The 18549-nt window shown below is 66.4% G+C and carries 17 protein-coding genes and 2 pseudogenes; 8 read left to right on the top strand and 11 right to left on the bottom strand.

Translation table 11 applies throughout. The features are described 5' to 3' along the window. Positions 1–625: 625 nt before the first annotated feature. Positions 626–1723: a glucose 1-dehydrogenase gene (locus ABNF93_RS33925; protein WP_349332361.1), complete on the bottom strand. Its 1098-nt coding sequence runs from the start codon at positions 1721–1723 to the stop codon at positions 626–628. 704 nt (positions 1724–2427) lie between these two features. Here ABNF93_RS33925 and ABNF93_RS33930 point away from each other — a divergent pair. Then, the gene (locus tag ABNF93_RS33930) at positions 2428–4254 is read left to right on the top strand and encodes a glycoside hydrolase family 15 protein (protein WP_349332362.1); all 1827 of its coding nucleotides are present in this window, start codon (positions 2428–2430) and stop codon (positions 4252–4254) included. 558 nt (positions 4255–4812) lie between these two features. Further along, on the top strand, positions 4813–4953 hold the full coding sequence (locus ABNF93_RS33935) for a hypothetical protein (RefSeq protein ID WP_349332363.1): 141 nt from the start codon (positions 4813–4815) through the stop codon (positions 4951–4953). A 124-nt stretch (positions 4954–5077) separates the two neighbouring features. Here ABNF93_RS33935 and ABNF93_RS33940 read toward each other — a convergent pair whose 3' ends face one another. Together ABNF93_RS33940 and ABNF93_RS33945 are read right to left on the bottom strand one after the other, a co-directional pair. Then, positions 5078–5995 (bottom strand): NADP-dependent oxidoreductase, encoded by a 918-nt coding sequence (locus ABNF93_RS33940; RefSeq protein ID WP_349332364.1) that lies wholly within the window; start codon positions 5993–5995, stop codon positions 5078–5080. A gap of 63 nt (positions 5996–6058) precedes the next feature. Then, positions 6059–6976: an NADP-dependent oxidoreductase gene (locus ABNF93_RS33945; RefSeq protein WP_349332365.1), complete on the bottom strand. Its 918-nt coding sequence runs from the start codon at positions 6974–6976 to the stop codon at positions 6059–6061. A gap of 429 nt (positions 6977–7405) precedes the next feature. Here ABNF93_RS33945 and ABNF93_RS33950 point away from each other — a divergent pair. The 4 genes and pseudogenes from ABNF93_RS33950 to ABNF93_RS33965 all read left to right on the top strand — a co-directional run. Further along, positions 7406–7561, top strand: a pseudogene (locus tag ABNF93_RS33950) (transposase domain-containing protein); the annotation flags it as partial. A gap of 1067 nt (positions 7562–8628) precedes the next feature. After that, positions 8629–9270 carry an NAD(P)-dependent oxidoreductase gene (locus ABNF93_RS33955; RefSeq protein WP_349332366.1) on the top strand — a complete coding sequence of 214 codons (642 nt, stop codon included), beginning with the start codon at positions 8629–8631 and terminating at the stop codon, positions 9268–9270. Between the two features lie 706 nt (positions 9271–9976). Further along, positions 9977–10378, top strand: a complete 402-nt coding sequence (locus ABNF93_RS33960; RefSeq protein WP_349332367.1) for a cupin domain-containing protein — start codon at positions 9977–9979, stop codon at positions 10376–10378. A 332-nt stretch (positions 10379–10710) separates the two neighbouring features. Continuing rightward, positions 10711–10887, top strand: coding sequence for a hypothetical protein (locus ABNF93_RS33965; RefSeq protein WP_349332368.1), 177 nt, complete (start codon positions 10711–10713; stop codon positions 10885–10887). A 514-nt stretch (positions 10888–11401) separates the two neighbouring features. Here the strand turns inward: ABNF93_RS33965 and ABNF93_RS33970 are convergent. The 6 genes from ABNF93_RS33970 to ABNF93_RS33995 all read right to left on the bottom strand — a co-directional run bounded on the left by ABNF93_RS33970 (position 11402) and on the right by ABNF93_RS33995 (position 16955). Beyond that, a complete protein-coding gene (locus ABNF93_RS33970; protein ID WP_349332369.1) occupies positions 11402–11770 on the bottom strand; it encodes a hypothetical protein in 369 nt (122 codons plus the stop codon). Positions 11771–11882: 112 nt separating this feature from the next. Then, positions 11883–12143, bottom strand: coding sequence for a DUF6510 family protein (locus tag ABNF93_RS33975; RefSeq protein ID WP_349332370.1), 261 nt, complete (start codon positions 12141–12143; stop codon positions 11883–11885). A gap of 44 nt (positions 12144–12187) precedes the next feature. Next, positions 12188–12934 (bottom strand): ferredoxin reductase, encoded by a 747-nt coding sequence (locus tag ABNF93_RS33980; RefSeq protein WP_349332371.1) that lies wholly within the window; start codon positions 12932–12934, stop codon positions 12188–12190. After that, positions 12904–13503 carry a sulfite oxidase-like oxidoreductase gene (locus ABNF93_RS33985; RefSeq protein ID WP_349332372.1) on the bottom strand — a complete coding sequence of 200 codons (600 nt, stop codon included), beginning with the start codon at positions 13501–13503 and terminating at the stop codon, positions 12904–12906. The genes ABNF93_RS33980 and ABNF93_RS33985 overlap by 31 nt, the downstream gene beginning before the upstream one ends. 682 nt (positions 13504–14185) lie before the next feature. Beyond that, complete coding sequence (locus ABNF93_RS33990; protein WP_349332373.1) at positions 14186–15358, bottom strand: cation:proton antiporter; 1173 nt, start codon at positions 15356–15358, stop codon at positions 14186–14188. A gap of 229 nt (positions 15359–15587) precedes the next feature. After that, a complete protein-coding gene (locus ABNF93_RS33995) occupies positions 15588–16955 on the bottom strand; it encodes an FAD-dependent oxidoreductase (RefSeq protein ID WP_349332374.1) in 1368 nt (455 codons plus the stop codon). Positions 16956–17471: 516 nt separating this feature from the next. Here ABNF93_RS33995 and ABNF93_RS34000 point away from each other — a divergent pair. Continuing rightward, positions 17472–17843: a GNAT family N-acetyltransferase gene (locus ABNF93_RS34000; protein ID WP_349332375.1), complete on the top strand. Its 372-nt coding sequence runs from the start codon at positions 17472–17474 to the stop codon at positions 17841–17843. Further along, positions 17737–18012 (top strand): annotated as a pseudogene (locus ABNF93_RS34005) (hypothetical protein); the annotation flags it as partial. The gene ABNF93_RS34000 and the pseudogene ABNF93_RS34005, both read left to right, overlap by 107 nt. 4 nt (positions 18013–18016) lie before the next feature. Here ABNF93_RS34005 and ABNF93_RS34010 read toward each other — a convergent pair. Together ABNF93_RS34010 and ABNF93_RS34015 are read right to left on the bottom strand one after the other, a co-directional pair. Continuing rightward, positions 18017–18349 (bottom strand): GNAT family N-acetyltransferase, encoded by a 333-nt coding sequence (locus ABNF93_RS34010; RefSeq protein WP_349332377.1) that lies wholly within the window; start codon positions 18347–18349, stop codon positions 18017–18019. 37 nt (positions 18350–18386) lie between these two features. Continuing rightward, the gene (locus ABNF93_RS34015) at positions 18387–18542 is read right to left on the bottom strand and encodes an MFS transporter (protein ID WP_349332376.1); all 156 of its coding nucleotides are present in this window, start codon (positions 18540–18542) and stop codon (positions 18387–18389) included. Between the last annotated feature and the right edge of the window lie 7 nt (positions 18543–18549).

Genomic DNA, 18549 nt, shown 5'->3' on the forward strand with positions numbered 1-18549 from the left:
GGTATATCGGCGACTTCAAGCACCGCTCGATCTACCAGGAGTTCCTTCCATTACCAGCGAAGACACGGCCACCAAGATCAACAGAGACGAAGCTCACACCAGAGAACCAGGTTCAGGAACAGGCTCTAAGTCCCCCGTCGGCGGGTGGTCGACCACCTCGCCTGGGACAGTCAGGAATTTCGTGGGTGAGCCGGTGATCCGGAATGCTGGGGCGTTCCTCCGGCAGGAGAGGATCATCAGTGTCTGAAGCGGAGAAGGCGACCGTAGATGCGGCAGGGATCCAGGAGTCGGCGGTTCGCGGGTTGGATGTGCAGATCGCGCAGGAGCCGGTGTACGTCCGTGGGATGGCAGAGGAGTTCAGATGCTGATCCTCTTCACCGAGCCCGAGTCGGCGGGAAGGAAGCTGTCGTGGCTCGCTGGCTCACCATCCCAGCGGATGCGAATTCCAGCGACTTTCCCCCAGCAATGTAGGCGGACTCTCAATCTCGGTGATCGTGCCCTGGTAGCTACGGCCGCGTAGTCCTCTCAGCAACGCTCTCAGCGACACACACGGTCCGCCGACGAGCGCGTGCCGCCGGCGTTCGGACAGCTCGCGCCACCACGTCCGCCACCGCACGGCGTCTCCTCAGGAGCTGACCTCGACGTAGACCTTGATGGCGCCGGGCGCACTGAGCTGGTCGAGCGCGTCGCTGAAGTGGTCGAGCCCGCGGACCGCGTGGGTGAGGAGGCGGGAGAGCCAGCCCGGATGCTGGAGCTCGGCCACGGCGAGATCACGGACGCCCGCGTCGAAGTGCTCCCGATTGGCGTTCACCGTGCCGAACATCGCTTTGTTGCCCAGGACAAAATCCAGGTTGATCGCGTCGGAGGGAATCTCGGTCCGCCGGGTGCCGCCGGTGACGCTGGACAGGACGAGCACACCGTTCTTGGCGAGCAGGTGGGACATCGCGTCGAAGACGATCGGTGAGTAGCCAGTGGCCTCGAAGACGAGATCGAAGCCGTGTTCGCCGGCCACGTCCGCCAACGGCGTCGCTCTGGTGCTGGCGTAGCGCGCACCGAACGCCTCCACCAGGTCGGAGTTGAGGTACGGCGCCTCGCGCTGTCCGAGCGTGGTGACCTGCAGGCCGCGGTTCCGCAGGATCATCGTGGCGAGTAGGCCGATCGTGCCGGCGCCCAGGACGGCTGCCCGGCGGGGTCGCCACACCTTGAGGCGGCGTTGGATCTCGTCCGCCTGGAGCACGCCCTTCTCGACGATACTGGTCGGCTCCAGCAGCACCGCGACGTGCGAGAGGTGCTCCGGGATCTGGATGAGGTACCGCGGCTCCTCGACGTAGTACTCCGTGAGGAACCCGTGGACGCGACTGATGCCGTGCTCGAAGTAGGCGTCGTCGGTCGTCATGTCGGGCATGTCCAGCATGTCGTACTGACTCGAACCCGCCCGGCGGACGCGAGCGACTACGTGGTCGCCAGGGGCCAGCTCGGTGACGGCGGGGCCCACCTGCTCGACCACGCCGAGGCTCTCGTGCCCCGTGATCAGGACGTCGTCGCCTGGTGGTGCCGCACCATACACGCCGGCGTTGATCTCCTTGTCCGTCCCGTCCAAGCCGACCTGGAGAACCCGGACCATGACGCCACGTCCGCCGGGAACGTCGTCGACCGACGGCTTCCGGACCTCGGTCAGATGCGCACTACCCGCCTGCCTGGGCACGACCGCAATTGCCTTCATGATCACCCTCCGGTCGTCTGCCCTTTCACTGCACCTGTCCGACCACCACCTCACCAGGGTCTTGAGACACCCACCGGGCGAGGACAAAGGCGACGATCCTCCCGCGACTGCGACGAGGTCGCGGGGCATCACGCAGGCGTGAGCGAGCAGTTCGATGCGGTCGTCGTCGGCCTGGGGCCGGTCGGGAGGCGGTGGCCAGGAGGAGGCCGAGGGCCGGCGCGACGTCCATTGGCTCGACCAGGTGCCGGTGTGGACCAACCGCGAGGCCACCAGCCTCAAGGAGACCCCGAACGCGTCGTCATCATCGGCCGCAGCGCAGTCGGCGTGGAGCTCAGCACGTACCGCGACGACATGGCGGCCATCGCGTTCTTCGCCTCCAGAGGCGCCGGGCACGTCAATCCGACCCTCGGTGTGAGGCGACCACATCACCTCGGACCCCCATTGTCCCGCGGCCGCAGACATGGTCTGGTGCTACGACAGACCGCACGCCATTCAGTACAAACAGCAATGTCTCCTACGGGGTGGCTCCATTGCCACCAAGGGCAACACAAGCTGACCAATCCATGTTATTCAGGCTTCACGGGAAGGATCAGAATTCCTGCGGTCGCCATCGAGAGCCAGGCCGGGCACCGCTCTCGGCAGGAGTCCCTACCGCGAGGGTCGTCGTCCGACGCACCATGAAGTGGTAGAGGAAGGTTGCCACGATGGCTGACACATCCACGTACCAAGGCTCGGCCGCCCGCTACCTCCCCGTCGCCGATCATGGGCTGGTCGGTGATCTTCGCACTGTGGCCCTGGTGGGTACAAACGGCACGATCGACTGGTACTGCTGTCCGTCGTTCGACGCGCCAAGTGTTTTCGCCGCGATCCTCGACGCGGACCGGGGTGGGGCGTTCGAGCTGTGCGCGATCGCGCCGGCCAGGACGAAGCAGTTCTACTTCCCCGATACGAACGTGTTGATCACCCGGTTCTTCACCGAGGAAGGGGTGGGCGAGATCCAGGACTTCATGCCGGTCAGCGAATCCAGCGAGGCCGACCGGCATCGGCTGATCCGGCGGGTGGTGTGCGTACGCGGAACGATCCCGTTCCGGGCCCGGGTCGCTCCCCGGTTCGGGTACGCCGCCCAGCAGCACACCGTACGGATGCTCGACCACGTGGCGCTCTTCGAGTCCGAGGCGCTCTCGCTCGCGCTGACCGCCACGGTGCCGTTGGAGTGCGACGGCCGGGACGTACGGGCGGAGTTCAGGCTCACTCAGGGCGAGTCCGAGGTGTTCGCCCTGGACCAGGTCAGCGGCGAGGTGCCACCGCGCGGCTGCCCACACGCCGAGGCCGAACGGGAGTTCACCGCCACGGTGGCGTTCTGGCGGCGCTGGCTCTCAGCCTCGCGGTACCGCGGCCGCTGGCGGGAGATGGTGCACCGCTCCGCACTGACGTTGAAACTGCTCACCTATGCACCCACTGGTGCCATCGTCGCCGCGCCGACCACGAGCCTGCCTGAGCACATCGGCGGAGAGCGAAACTGGGACTACCGCTACCTCTGGGTCCGTGATGCGGCGTTCTGCGTCTACGCCCTGCTCAGGCTCGGCTTCACCGAGGAGGCCGCGGAATTCATGAGCTTCCTGACCGAGCGGATCGACCTGCGCGCCGACCGGCCGTCCGGACCTCTGCAGATCATGTACGGCATCGACGGGCGTACCGACCTGCCCGAACGGAGACTGCCCGACCTGGAGGGCTACCAGGGTTCGGCGCCGGTGCGAGTCGGCAACGCCGCGGCGGACCAGCTCCAGCTAGACATCTACGGCGCGCTCATCGACTCCGTCTACCTCTACAACAAGTGGGGCGAGCCCATCTCCAGCGACCTCTGGAACACGGTGTCCGACCTGGTCGAATGGGTCTGCGAGCACTGGAACCAGCCCGACGAGGGCGTCTGGGAGACCCGTGGCGGCAGGAAGAACTTCCTGTACTCCCGGCTCATGTGCTGGGTGGCGATCGAACGCGCCATCCGCATCGCCCGGGCCCGGGGACTGCCGGCCGACGTGTCCCACTGGGGCATGGTCCGAGACACGATCTACCAGGAGATCATGCGCCATGGTTGGTCCGACACGCGGCAGGCGTTCGTCCAACATGAGGGCGACGACGTCCTGGACGCCGCTGTCCTGATGATGCCGCTGGCGAAGTTCATCTCCCCTACCGACCCCAAGTGGCTGTCGACCCTCGACGCGCTGACCGAGGGCCTGGTGTCGGACTCGCTCGTCTACCGCTACGACCCGCGAGCGAGTCCGGACGGCCTCCGGGGTGTGGAGGGCACGTTCTCCATCTGCTCGTTCTGGTACGTCGAGGCGCTCACCCGCGCCGGACGCGTGGAGGACGCCCGGCTCGCCTTCGAGAAGATGCTGACGTACGCCAACCACCTTGGTTTGTACGCAGAGCAGATCAGTCATACCGGAGAACAACAGGGCAACTTCCCGCAGGCGTTCACCCACCTGGCACTGATCAGCGCCGCGTTCAACCTCGACCGCGCACTGGGCTGACCAGCTGCAAAACCGCCGGCTCCGCGTCCGAGGTCGCATGGTCACCAGGGCTCGGCGAGTCACCCCTACCGCAGGGTGAGGTCAGGCATCTGGGGGCATGACCGGTACCTTTGCCGATCCATGATCACCGCCTACCTCAACGAATCCGCCCGCTCCCGCCTTGACGGGCGCGTTCATGCGTTGGCGGCCGTGATCGTCGACCCGCAGTCACTGTCTGACAGGACTCCTTGCGAATCTGCCCGGCCGCAGGCTCGGGGAGACGATCTTGGAGTCAAGGGGGCGGACGTTGGACCAGCAGGATCGATCCGTGCTGACGTCAATGCGGAAAGCCGGCACGGCACGCCCGGTGATGAAAGTGAGCTGGGAGCAGCCGAGCGACCACCTGGTGCTCTGGGCGGCGGACTGGGGTCGCCGGAGCCATCACGTGGTGGTTGGACGGTAACGAGCAGTTCTTCCGAGCACCGAAGCGCCGAAGCACAGTAATCGCGACCATCGGCATTCCGGTATCGGAATGCGCGGTTCACCCGCAGACCCCGCGCCCCGACTGCCCGAGGTGGCATGAATCAACCAACCCACCGACCAGCCACAACCAACCCTACCGAGCCGTTCACCTGGACCGCCGCAGCCGACGAGGTCCTCGCCAAAGTTCAACTCGTCCAGACCGACATCAAGAAGCTCGTGGACAACAACGCCAAGTAAACTCATCAGAGTCACGCAACACTAGCTGGCTATATATTGGCGACGAGCTTGATCTCACCAGTTGCTCAGGGAACGCCAGCCTGGCTGTGCCGACCTACAGCCCGACAATCGCGTCTCCGAGTCCTCACGGACGGACGCTGATGATCGTTTTCCCCTTTCGGCGCTCGGTCGGATTGAGGGCCGCAAAGGCGTCGTCGAGGGTCGCGACGTTGCCGATGTTCGTCCGCAGTCGTCGGTCCCGCACCCGCTGGACGATCTCGCCCAGTTGGCCACGATCGGACTCGACAACGAAGTCGACCGCCAGGCCGTCGGCGGGCCGCGCCCCCGGCGGCCCGACGACACTCACCAGCGTTCCTGCGGCGCGAATCAGGCCTGCGGACCGCCTCCCGATGTCTCCGCCGATGACATCGAAAACCAGATCGACACCGCCGACGTCTTCCAGAGCGTCGTTGTCGAGGTCGACGAACTCCTGCGCGCCGAAGTCGAGTGCCTTCTGACGGTCGGCACCGCGCCCCGTACCGATGACATACGCGCCAGCCTCGCGCGCGAGTTGCGTCACCATCGTCCCGACTGCGCCGGCCGCGCCGTGCGCGAGGACGCTCTGCCCCGCCCGAAGGCGGCCGTGGTCGAACAGCCCTTGCCACGCGGTCAGGCCCGAGATTGGCAGGCTCGCGCCCACCGTGAAGTCGACGTCGCCTGGCAGGGGCGCGAGGTTGCGTGCCTCGACGGCCACGTACTCCGCCAGGGTGCCGTCGCGATGCCAGTCCGTGAGGCCGAACACCCGCTGTCCCACAGACAGACCGGTCGTGCCGTACCCGAGAGCGGTGACCACTCCGGCCATCTCGTGCCCAGGGATCGACGGTGTTCGGTCACGGTCCATGCGATCGGTCCAGGTCGAGGGCCACTCCAGCTCAGTCGGGACGAATCCCGACGCATGTATCTGAACGATGACGTCGTTTATCGCTGCCGGCGGCTCGGGCCGCTCCACAAGCGTCATCCCGGCCGTTCCCGCAGCCTGGTCCGTCACCACGATCGCCTTCATGGGAATTGTCTCCTCAGGCATTGTCTCTTTGATGGAAATGTTGCATCGATGGGCGCGAGTCGCTCACGGACGAATGCGGATGATGGTCTGCCCGCTGATCCGCTCGGTCGGATTGAAGGCGGCGACGGCGTCGTCGAGGGTTGCGACGTTGCCGATGTTCGTCCGCAATCGCCGGTCCCGCACCCGGTGGACAATCTCACCCAGTTGGGCACGATCGGACGCAACTACAAAGTCGATCGCCAAGCCGTCCGCGGGCCGCGCCTCGGGCTGCCCGGCGATGGTCACCAGTGTTCCTCCAGCTCGGATCACGCCTGCGGACCGCTCCTGGATGTCGCCGCCAATGACGTCGAACAACAGATCGACGCCGCCGACGTCTTCCAGCGTGTCGTTCTCAAGGTCGACGAACTCCATCGCGCCGAAATCGAGCGCCTTCTGACGGTCGGCCGCGCGTCCGGTGCCGATGACGTAGGCACCAAACTCACGTGCCAGTTGCGTCACCATCGAACCAACTGAGCCAGCCGCACCGTGCACGAGGACGCTCTGCCCCGCCTGAAGACGGCCGTGCTCGAACAGCCCTTGCCACGCAGTCAGACCTGGCATCGGCAGGCTCGCGCCCACCGTGAAGTCAACGTCGGCCGGCAGCGGCGCGAGGTTGCGTGCCTCGATCGCCACATACTCCGCCAGCCCGCCGCCGCGATACGAGTCCGTGAGGCCGAACACCCGCTGTCCCACCGACAGCCCTCTCGTGCCATAGCCGAGAGCGGTGACCACTCCGGCCAGCTCTTGCCCGGGAGTCGACGGTGTTCGGTCACGGCCAAGGCGATCAGTCCACGTCGACGGCCACGTCAGCTCACCCGAGGTGAACCCCGACGCATGAACCTGAACGACGACGTCGTTTGTCGCCGGTTCCGGCTCGGGCCGATCTACCAGTGTCATCCCGGCCGTTCCCGCTGCCTCATCTGTCACAACGATCGCCTTCATCCGGCACCCCCCCCGTATCTAGTTCCTGGCTTGCACGACACTTTCGTTCCGCCAGTATTAGCGGTGTCGGAGCGCGGCGTCTTACCCCGCAGATCGACCACATTGAGGCGCGCTACAGCGCCACTCTCTGCCCATCGACCGTACACCGCTGATGGCGCATTCGACGCATGCGAGAGCCCCCGTAACGAGGGGTCCTTGACCGTTGCCCCCCGTTCCCCGATAGATGCCGCCCTGCACACCACAGACCTCCGTTCAGGGGTGCGGCGCAGCCGTATCACGCAGCAATGCCCCGTAGTTAAGGCGACCGCGGGAAGGTCAATACATGGTTGATCACCCTTGGTCGAAGGTTGCGCGACGATGGAATGTACACGGAGCTCCGATAGATCATGGGATTGTCAAGATTACCTTGCTTCACAGGAGCTCCGTCGCATGTCCGAGTCTCCCACCGTCCATGTCTCGCGGTTCATCACGGTCGTCGCGGACGTCTTCGCGCCGGGCCATCTGGGCGAGTTGACTTCGTACCTGCCGTTCGAAGCGGTCGATGACGTCCTGGAGCAGACCAAAACTGTGCAGCACAGACTGCGTTCGCCGAGGGGCTACTTCCCGATCTGTCTCAAATTCCGTGAAGAGGTCAGCACCTAGAGATGTGCGTTGGGCGACTTCGACAACTTCTTGTAATTACCAAGTCTTGACGTGTCGGTGGATGTTCTGCAGGAGAAGGCCTTCTCTTCTCCTGCAGGTTCGGTTTCGACCGAGAAATCCGGCTCCACAAGAATCGCGGTTTTGAGTGGACCTTTCGTTGTCGCTGCTGCTGTTACCACATCCGAGGAATGTCATCGCTACTGATGTCCCGCTCACATCCGTGGTGGTGGTGTCTGCGCGGACCCGCAGCACCCTCTTTGTCAGGCTGAGGAGAGACACCGGGAGTCAGTCCTCGGCTACCTGATCGAGGGCGGTATCGGAGATCCTTGTGCACGTGTCCACCCCATCTGATGACCGGTCCGTTCCTTCGACCTCGGGGCCGACCCGGGGCCACGCCCCTACCGGCGGGTGTTCAGCCGGGAGTACAAGTTGGCGATCGTCGCAGAATACGAGAGCGCTCCTAACGGTCAGAAGGGCGCGATCCTGCGCCGGGAGGGCCTGTCTTCGTCCCTCGCGACGCTCGCTTCTAGAGTGCCTCGTCAGGAAACGTTGGCGCTGTAATGGTGTCGGCTTGTGCTGGGGGTGGCTGGTGCTGGGAGGCTGTGGCTGGGGGTAAGTCATGGCACGGGCGCCTGAGGTGTGTTGTCCGGGACTTGGAGCCGGCCGAGGCTCAGCAGCTGGTGCAGATCACGCGGCGGGTCGTAACGCGCCGGCGAGGTGTTCTGGGAACCGGGTGGGAGACGGTCATCCAGTGTCAGGACGGCGACACCGCGACGGTTCGGCAATCGGTCCGATATCGCAGCTATTACATGCTTCGTCCTCAGCCCTCACCCTGGCACCGGGATGGGGCGATCGGCAACCAGCTGAGGCATACGTCTCCGTACGGAGGGTTTGCCGGGAAGCCGCCTGGGAAAGGGCACCGTGACGCTTCAGGGCGTACGGCGGTCGAATTGTGATCACGGGTCCGGCTCATCCCAACTACATGCGCGCAAGAGATGCAGGAACACCCCATGAAGATCGTGTTGTTCGGTGCCACAGGCATGGTAGGCAGCGCTATCGCGGCCGAGGCCGTGCGCCGTGGCCACGAGGTCGTGGCTGTCTCCCGCTCCGGACGCGCCCCCGTGGACAGCCCACTCCTGACCGCAGTGGCGGCCGAGGCCGGGTCGGCCGAAAGAGTTGCCGAACTGGTCAAGGGCGCCGACGTGGTGGCCTCGGCGCTGGTGCCGCCGCGTGATGGCTCCGATCCGCGCGCCCCGTTCGTCGCCCTGTACCACGCTTTGCTCGTCGGTGTGCGCGCCAGCGGTGTGCGCCGTGTCGTCATCGTTGGCGGTGCTGGCTCACTCCGAGTGGCGCCGGACACGGTTCTGTTGGACACGCCCGGTTTCCCGGCCGCAGTCAAGCCTGAGGCCCAGGCACACGCCGATCTGCTCGCCGGACTGCGCAAGGTCGACGACCTCGACTGGACCTACATCTGCCCGGCCGCGAGCATCGCCCCCGGCGAACGCACCGGAAACTTCCGCGTCGGCGGTGACGCCCTGCTGACCGACGGCGAAGGCAACAGCCACATCAGTACCGAGGACTACGCCGTCGCGTTCATCGGCGAGATCGAGAGGGCTGAGCATCCGAGGTCCCGTATCAGCGTCGCCTACTGACCGGAGCCGATCGAGAGGCACAGCCCGCCCGTGCGGCTTCTCCAACGCCAGCATCACCGGCTGCGACGACGCATGCGCGATCACACTCGCCATCCGTGACCTCCCCCGTGAGATCGCCCGCACCGTCAATCCGCGGGCCCTGCACCTCTTCATGGCCGTGCCTGCGGGGGCTACCTCGTAAACGGTGATTCGGCGATCTCCTGACATAGGAGCCAAGCATGCATGTGGCCGTTTGCCGGCGCATCCGGGAACATCGGGTCCCTCGCCGTTGCCGCCCTGCACCGCCACGGGCACGACCCTGTTCCGATTAGCCGGTCGCACGGCGTTGACTTATTGACCGGTCGAGGGCTGGACGAGGCTTTAGTCGGCGTCGATGTTGCTGTCGATGCGATCAGCTCGCCGCCCGCTTACGTGAGGCCGCAACGACATACTTTTGCCCCCGCCGCGCAAATCTACTGGAAGCCGATCAGCAAACGGATTTCGGCATCACATGTTGCTCTCGATCGTCCAAGTACATCACATCCAGCGAACTCCCGACTATTCCGGCAAGCGGGAGCAGGAGCGCCTGGCACCTGCCGGACAGGTGCCGTGGACCATCGTGACCGACTCGACCCCATCCTGCGCACCCGCAACGGCCCAGAGAACCTCTTGTGCAGGCGTGCATTGAACAGCAGCAGGGCTGGACCAGAGGAGCTAGTCTTCTTGTATGCCTCTTGTTTCAAACCTGGTAGAGAAGGATCTGTTGGAGGTCGTGCCGCCGTTTGTCGTGCAGGGTTCCTCCGCGATGGTCCGACTCCTTGAGCTACCTCCGGGAGATCCAGGTATCGCTCCTCACCGTCACTCCGGTCCCGTTTTCGGCTACATGCTCGAAGGGGAGATGTTGTTCGAGCTCGAGGGTGAGGCGCCTTATCCGGTCAAGGCCGGAGAAGCTTTCTGGGAACCGGGCGGCGCTGTCATCCACTACACGATCTCGAACCTGCTTGCAGATAGGACGAGCCGGCTCGTCGTAGTGATGCTGTGCGCTCCTGGAGTCGAGATGATCACATTCGTCGATGACGAAGAGCTTGCGGCCAAGGCGAGCAAGCGGATTCCCGCGCCGACGCGGTAGCCGTCGGATCCTCCGGTCCACATGATCGACGATCCGCCGTCGCCGCACCACTGCGATTGCGGTGTGACGTCACCGTGGGGCTATACCGGACATGCGGATGGGGGTAGACCCCTCGGCGGCCTCGACGAATCACAAGCGCCGCGTCAGCGAGGTGGGTAAGGCAAGGTTCGCAGCCGGGCAGGCTCTTCTCCATCTCCCAGCCCTTTGTGTCGATGTCGGTCGGGCGACTATTCCAACGTCTGGGGCTTTGTGCGCACCTGTCCCCGCCGGTGAAACGGAGCGGCACTTCACCGTTCATTTGAAGCATTGACAGCCGGTCCGAACCGATCGCAGTGGAAGCGCGCTATGGGCCCGGGCCGCGGGCTGTGCTCCCCGACCCAGGAGTCTTCGACGTACGCCGGCGCATCGGCAGTGTCGTCCACGAACGTGGCCCGAAACTGCCGGCCGTCCTCGCCGGTCTGACGGGTACGCCTGGAGGGGTCGGCCAGCGACGACGTGGTGACGAGTGAGACCGCCCCTCCCCAGACCACCTCGCCGAGGCTCGCGGCTTGACACAAGATGACTGGCAGCCGAGGTAGCGGGTTATCGGTGCCGCCCACGGACCCGTCTACCTCGACGAGCTTGGCCGACCGAGCCCAGATCCTGCGGCGTGAGGGAAACCGCGACTCTGACGACGCCGAGACCTAACTGCGCAAGAGTGTTTAGGTCGGACCGCCTGTGGGGATCAGGTTTGATGCCTCTCACGCGGTTCCGGCCCAACCGAAGAGAGCCCCGGCCCCCGCGTGTCTGACGGCGCGAGGGCCGGGCCTTGTTTGTAGAAGCGGGCACTACCAGCCGGGTGCTGTGGTCCTGAGTCCGCACCCCCAGGACCCGCCCGCCCTCCTGCGGCCCCGCGGTGGCTCGACGCCGGTGTGGGGCCGCTGTTGGGAGGCGACCCGGGCGCTGACCTACAACGGCCGCAATGACACCGATACCGATGGTGCCAACGCACCTCAGGACCACCGGCTCGACATGAGTGAAGCTTCACACGGCGTTCCGGCGAGAGTGCGCACGGAGTCCGCGGTACGCAAGGGCACCCTTTGCGTACGCGGCGGCGGCGGCGAGCTCGCGGCCGATGCCGATGGCGGCGGTGAGTTCGGGTGCGATCTGGTTCACCAGCCCGGTGATCTGGGTGTGGCGCAGCTGGTCGCGTAGTTCGGCGGCGGCTTCGACGATGCCGTTGTGCAACGCCTGGAGCCCGGCGCGGCGGGACTTGACCGCTGACCCGCGGGTGGCGCGTAGTACCCGGAGGGCTTCGACCATGCCGGCCATCGACGTCGGCGTGTGGGTGCGTTGCCCGGTCAACGCGGCGCGAGCGGCGGTAGCCCGGGAGCACCCGGCGAGGCACTCCATAGCCGGACTGTGGAGCGGAGGAAGCACTCGCATGCTCGTTGCCCTGAACGTCACCTCAGCATGCCGACCCGCTATCAGAGCCATGGCTGCGGCCTCGAATGCCGCGGCGGCGTCACAGGGGTACGCGCAGGAACACAGAGCCGCGCAGGTCGAGCCACGCGCTTCCGGGGCCGCGGACCAGCCGCAGCACCACCCCGTCGCATCCCGGGCAGCGGCCAACCAGGCCGGGCGCATGCGTGTACACGTGCAGGGTCGCCACCGGGCCGGTTCGGCCGCAGCCGGCGCAGCGGCTGGTGGCCCCGGTGACATCCACCGCAAAGACCTCCTGGAGCGGGCCGGCGAGCGCGTTGCCATCCACGTACTGATCGGTCATCTCAACCTCACTGTGTCTCCCGGTTCGCTGGGGGCGTCTGCCGGTTAGCTCGGGCCGAAGCGTTCGGTCCTGACCCGCCGCGGGTCGTGGCCGAGCGCGACGAGGATGTCGGCGACCGTCTCGACGAAGCCGGTCGACCCACAGACAAAGCACGCCGGTGCGAAGTCCGCCGGCCAGCCGGCGGTGTTGACGTCGGCGACGCCGATCCGGCGCGGCGGCACCGGCCAGCTGTCAGGGGCGGCGCGCGTGTAGGCGTACGTCACGTCGAGGCCGCCGTCGTCGCGGGCGAGGCGACGCAGCTCGTCGGCGTAGTAGACGTCGGCCGGCGTCCGCACAGAGTAGAGCAGGCGGAAGGGGGTGCGGCTGCCCGCCGCCCGCCGGGCCCGGACCATCGCCATCAGCGGCACGATGCCGGAGCCGCCGCCGACCAGCAGCACCGGGTCGGTGGCATCCGGGCGCCACACGAACCAGCCGCCGACCGGTCCGCGCACCTCCACAGGGTCGCCGATCGTGAAGACGTCAACGAGGTACGGCGACACCTCGCCGCCGGGCACGCTCTGGACGGTCAGCTCGACCCGGCCGCCGTCGGCGGGCGCGGCGATCGAGTAGCTGCGCTGGGCCGAGTAGCCGTCCTCGGCGGTGAGCCTGACGTCGACGTGTTGTCCCGGCAAGTGTCGGGGCCAGCCGGGCACGTCGAGGACCAGCGTGCGGGCCGTCGCGGTCTCCCGGTGGGCCTCGACCAGCCGACCCACCCGCCAGGTCAGTCGCCCTGATACCGCTGCTCGCGCCACGGGTCACCGTAGTCGTGGTAGCCGGCGCTCTCCCAGAATCCAGGCTCGTCGTCGAGCCGCAGCTGGATGCCGCGGACCCACTTGGCCGACTTCCAGAAGTACAGGTGCGGAAGGAGTAGCCGGGCCGGCCCGCCGTGCTCCGGTGCGAGGTCGTCGCCGTCGTACTTGTAAGCGATCCATGCCTGACCGTCGAGGAGGTCTTCGAGCGGCAGGTTGGTGGTGTAGCCGCCGTAGGAGTGGACGAGCGCGAAGTCGGCGACGGTCTCCACATCGGACAGCAGCACGTCCAGCGACACGCCCTCCCATGTGGTGTCTAGCTTGGACCACTTCGTGACGCAGTGGATGTCGACCGTCGGCTCCTCGCTAGGCAGGTCCATCAGATCGGCCCATGACCAACGGTGCTTCTGCCCAGACTCCGTCGTGACGACGAACTCCCATTGATCCGGCAAGACCCGCGGTGTCGGGCCGGCCGAGAGCACCGGGAAGTCCTCGGTCAGGTACTGGCCGGGCGGTAGCTGCGGCCCGGACGAGCGCGGCCGGCCATGGAAACCGGGAGACTTGATCCCCACCGGAACAGTCTTCCCGGTACGGCTTTCCCAAACACCTCATCGAGATGAGGGACCAGTGACAGACCTGGATCCGGCACCAAGACCTTCGGCAAGCTCGAACGACCTGACCCGCAACCAGGCTCGGCTCGGGTCGGGTCGGGTCGGGTCGTCGCACGCTACGAACGAGCTGTCGTCGACATCGACATCGGCGCCGACCGCTCCCACCCTGACCGGCGGCGCTTGTGCCCTCCCGGAACGAGTGGGACACAAGAAGGACGGGAGAGGTAGGGCGGAAACTGCCAACTGGGCACCTGATCGCACACACGTCCTTACAGGCGAGACCTTCGGCTCTGGCCAGCTCAACTATCCGACAGGCGGCGTCTTGGCCAGTGAGGCCCTTTGCCTGGGCGACTTCGAGACGAGAGCAACTGATACTCCAAGCAGAACGCTCAAATGCTCGAGACTGGACCGAGCCTGCTCCGCGCTCGGCGCCGTCCCTGCCGGACGACGGTAGCTCTCCGGCGGCCGTGTATAGGGGGTGGCCCAGCAGGGTGAGCAGCTTGTTGTGGCTCCGCATGCTTACGCCGATGCGCTCGCTCCATCGAATGAGATCTCGGCCGTGGTTGGGCTTGTTCGGCGCTGCTTGCCCAAACTGCTGGATCGATGGCTGGATCAAGACCACGATCGTGGCGTGAATGACCCATTACGAGCGCCGGAGCAAAGCAAGCGCGGCCGCGGGGAAGATCAGCGTGGACAGCAGACCGGCCCCGACCAGCGCCGCCGCGTTGACCGGCGACAGTAGATCCTGCACCACCCCGATCTCCGCCGCGACGACTATCAGTGGAAGCGAGGTGGCCTGCAACAAGCCCGCCGCGATCGAGGCCCGCGTGCCAACGGCCCGAACGTAGAGTGCGGCCGGTACACCGTGGACGATCAGCAGTGCGAGCAGGAACGCGGGCACTCGCAGTAGCGCCGAGGGGCTGGCGACTAGTCCACGCAGGTCCAGTTGCAACCCGCTGGTGATGAAGAAGACCGGGACCAGGAACCCGTAGCCAATTGCCTCGAGCTTCGCCCGGAATCTCGGGTGGGTGGTGGTGTCATGATCGACGATGCCGACTATGACGCCGGCCACGAACGCGCCGAGAATGGTCTCCAGGCCGAACCTCTGGGCCAGCACCACGAAACCGATCAGCAGCGCCACCGCCGCCCGGACGCGGAGCTCGGCAGTGGTGTCCTGCAAGCGCCGGAGCACGCCGCCGAGCCGCATCGAACGGCCGGCCAGGGACACCGCGACACCGACGGCCGCGACCAGGGCTGCGAACACGACCAGCATGACGATCCGCTCGCCGATGCTTCCGCCCGACGTGGAGAACAGTAGGGACAGCAGCAGCACGCCGCCGAACTCTGCCACCGAGGCCGCGGCGAGCACCCTCAGGCCGGTTGCACCCTCCGCCTCCCCGGCATCGGTGAGCACCGGAACGACCAGGCCCAGCGAGGTCGCCGACAGCGTGACCGCGAGCAGTAGCGGGCTGCGCACCCAGTCCAGTGCGTCGAACAGCAACCCGGCAAGGACACTGAGCACCAACGTCAAGCCATAGCCAGCCAGCACCGCGCGCAACAGATGGCCTCGCATGCGGCGTACGTCGATCTCGAGGCCGGCCAGAAATAGCAGAAACGCCAGCCCAAGTAGGGCAAGAATCTCGAGCGGGCTGTCCACCCTAATCAGCTTCAGCCCGGCAGGGCCCAGCACGACACCCGCCGCGATCGCCACGACAACTGACGGAATACCCGAGCGGGGGAAGAATCCCAGGACGGTCGGCGCGCACAGGGCGATCAGCGAGACAAAGAACAGGTTCGCGAACGACACCTCGGGCACGCCCGCCCCCTCCCTCGGGCTCAGCACCCACCACCCGACGCCTGCCGTCCGCCATACCGCGCCTTAAGCGGCGCCGCCCCAAGGCCCCAGCGCCGGGCGGAGCCTCTACGCGGTTCTCCGCGAGCTCCAAATTGTGCTCGCGCTCCTAGCCGACACCTGCCCTACCTGCCAACAACCCGGTCGCCATCGAAGCACTCACACCGACCTGGCAACGTCTTCCTACACGGCCTCACCGCGGGTGTGGGACTGCGACCTTTTGGGGTTTGGCGTGCTGTAGTGCGATCCGTTGGAAGACCTCGGCCTGCGTTGGGTAGCAGTGCACCGTGTTGGCCAGCGCCTCCAGTGGCAGCTGGTTTGTGATCGCCAGCGTTAGTTCGCTGATCATCTCACCGGCGTGTGCCGCCACAAGCGTCGCTCCTACGATCTCGCCGCTGCCGCTGCGGGTGTAGATCGCCCCGAACCCCTCCTCCTCGCCGTCGATGAACGCCCGCTCCACCTTGGCCAGCTCGAGCCGGTAAGCGTCGATCTCGACACCTTCATCGCGGGCTCGGCGCGGGGTCAGGCCCACCTCGGCCACCTCGGGATCGGTGTAGGTGCAGTGGGGAATGACAAGCTCCCGGGCCGGGCGACGCGCTCCATCCAGCGTGTTCGCAATAGACAGCCGCGCTGTCGCCATGGCCGCGTGGGTGAACTTCTGTGGGAAGGCCGCATCGCCAACGGCATAGATGTTGGCGTTGCCGGAGCACAGGTACTCGTCCACCTCCACGCCATACCTGGCGACGTGCACGCCTGCCGCGCCCAGGTCCAGGTGTTCCACGTTCGGCTTGCGACCGGCGGCGAGCAGCAGCGCATCATAAGCCAGCTCGCGCGTCCCGTCGGGGCCCTGCACCAGCAAACTGCCGTCGCCTGCCCGTACTGCCGTGAACCCCAGATGGAGCCTTAGCCCTTCCTGCTCGAGCCGGCGACCGATCAGCTCACCGACCTCCGGCTCATCCCTGGGCAGCAGGGTCCTGGGACGGCTGACCAGATCCACCTCGCTGCCGAGACGGCGGAAAGCCTGGGCCAGCTCGCATCCCAGCGGACCGCCGCCGATGACGACCAGCCTGGCCGGCAGCTCGGTCAGCGAGAAGACGGTCTCGTTGGTCAGGTACTCACCCGTCCGCAGTCCCTCGATGGGCGGCACCACGGGATCCGATCCGGTGGCGATCACAGCCTTCTGAAATCGCAGCGGCCGGCCATCGACCTCCACGGCATTCGGCGCGGTGAAGCGCGTGTGCCCAAGGTAGACCTCCACCCCCGCCTGCTCGGCCACCTCGACCGCATCGCCTGAGCTGCTCATGGAACGTATCCTGCGGACCCGCTCCATGACCGACCCGAAATCAACTCGAGGTGGGGTGTCAAGCCGAAAGCCAAACTCTCCCCCGCGACCCGCATCGTGCACCGCGCGTGCACAGCGAATCAGCGCCTTGCTCGGCGTACAGCCAAAGTTGACACAGGTACCGCCAGTCAGTCGCTGCTCCGTCATCGCGACACGGAGCCCGCCTGCGGCAGCAGTCGTGGCGGCGATGAGCCCGCCCGGTCCGCCACCGAGCACCACCAGGTCATAGTCACCACCTTCCCGATTGACCCAGTCAGGCGGGTGACCCTGACGGATCGTCCGCTGGTTATGAACGTCATCGGGGTACAACTCGACAGTCGCCATTACGCATCCTCCGTGGACTGGCCTTCCATCCTTAGACAGATCCTCACCGCGCAGCCGGTGCGGCCTGTTGCCACAGACCCTTCACCACGCCAGCAGTCGGTATCGCCATACCCATCCCTGCCGATCCACACGCCGCACAGCCAAGCCCGCGGGCACGCCAAGGACGACGGTCGCTGACAAAGCCCAGGCACATGTTCCGTCGAGCCCCACCTCCTCCCCCACCCGCCGCCCACCAGGGCAGGAGGGCGCGCCCCGCCGTATCAGGATCACTCCAGGCTCGGCCGCCCAGGATCACCCGTTGGTCCTCGGATGGGGGGACGTCCGTGCTGGCCCAGGCCAGGGAGCTGACCGAGGAGACCTGGCTGGAAACTCGCCCAGATCGAAACGCAGATCGCCTACTGGAGGTGGGAGTTGGACGGAGCGGTACGCCGAGAGGTGGACTATCTCGTCACCGTCACCGTCACCGACAACGACCGGCTGCGCGACATCGTCGCCAAGGCCGTACGGATGCGGCTCACTGAACGGCTCCGGCTCGAGCCGGTCGAGCCTTCACACACCGACGATCTTGCCCGCCCCCACGACGACGACACAGTGGCGTTCTGGTACGCCCGCCGATGGAGCACCGACGAGGCTCGCCGCAACGCGACCCGCATGGGCACAGCGTGGGAGGCGGACGGTGTGTCCAAGTGGATGCGTACGACCGGTCTGGTGGTGGGCTTGTCGGTCTGGGTTGGCTGGCCGGTCGGGGTGGCCTGTCCCGGATGGCCGCCGACGCCGAGGTGACGCGTCGAATCGAGGGACGCTGGGCGACCGGGGTCATGCATGGGTCCGGCCCCGGCTCGAACTCGGGCTGGGCGATCCTTCCTCGGCGTCGGGACGCGGGCTGGCGACGGAGCTGGGTCGGGCCGGGCTGGCGTACGCCTTCGACACGGTCGGCTCGGGCGAGGTCGTCGCGTTCACCGAACGCCACAACACTCGCTCGCGTGCGGTGATGGAGCGACTGGGAATGACCTACGTAGGCCGTCTACCAGCTGGTGGGGTGCGTCGAGCCGGCAGGCGCTCAGCAGGACGTGGCCCACGATCACGTCGTCGACGGTGGCGACGTAGGACAGCGGACCGATCGGAGCCTCGGCAGCCCGTAGCGCCTCGACGAGCCGGGGAACGACCCCGTCCCCGGCCGAATGCCTCGACGTGGACGCACGCACCTCCCGTTGATCATCGTCGCGCTCCGGCTGTAGCAGCGCAGGAGTGAGCGGCGTGGGTGGCGTGACCGAGGAGGCTGCTGTCATGCCGGGCGAGGCTACCGCTGGCGAGGCCGCCAGGACGTTACATTTCTTCCAGCTCCCGGCCCTTCGTCTCCCGGATGCGCCTCACCACGAACACCAGGGAGAGTGCCGCGAAGAACGTGTAGATGCCGTACGCGAATCCGAGGCCGATCGCCTGCAGCGTCGGGAACGTCGTCGAGACGGTGAAGTTCGCCAGCCACTGT

Origin of the sequence: Actinopolymorpha sp. B9G3 (genome assembly GCF_040120725.1) — a bacterium.
Taxonomy (GTDB): Bacteria; Actinomycetota; Actinomycetes; order Propionibacteriales; family Actinopolymorphaceae; genus Thermasporomyces.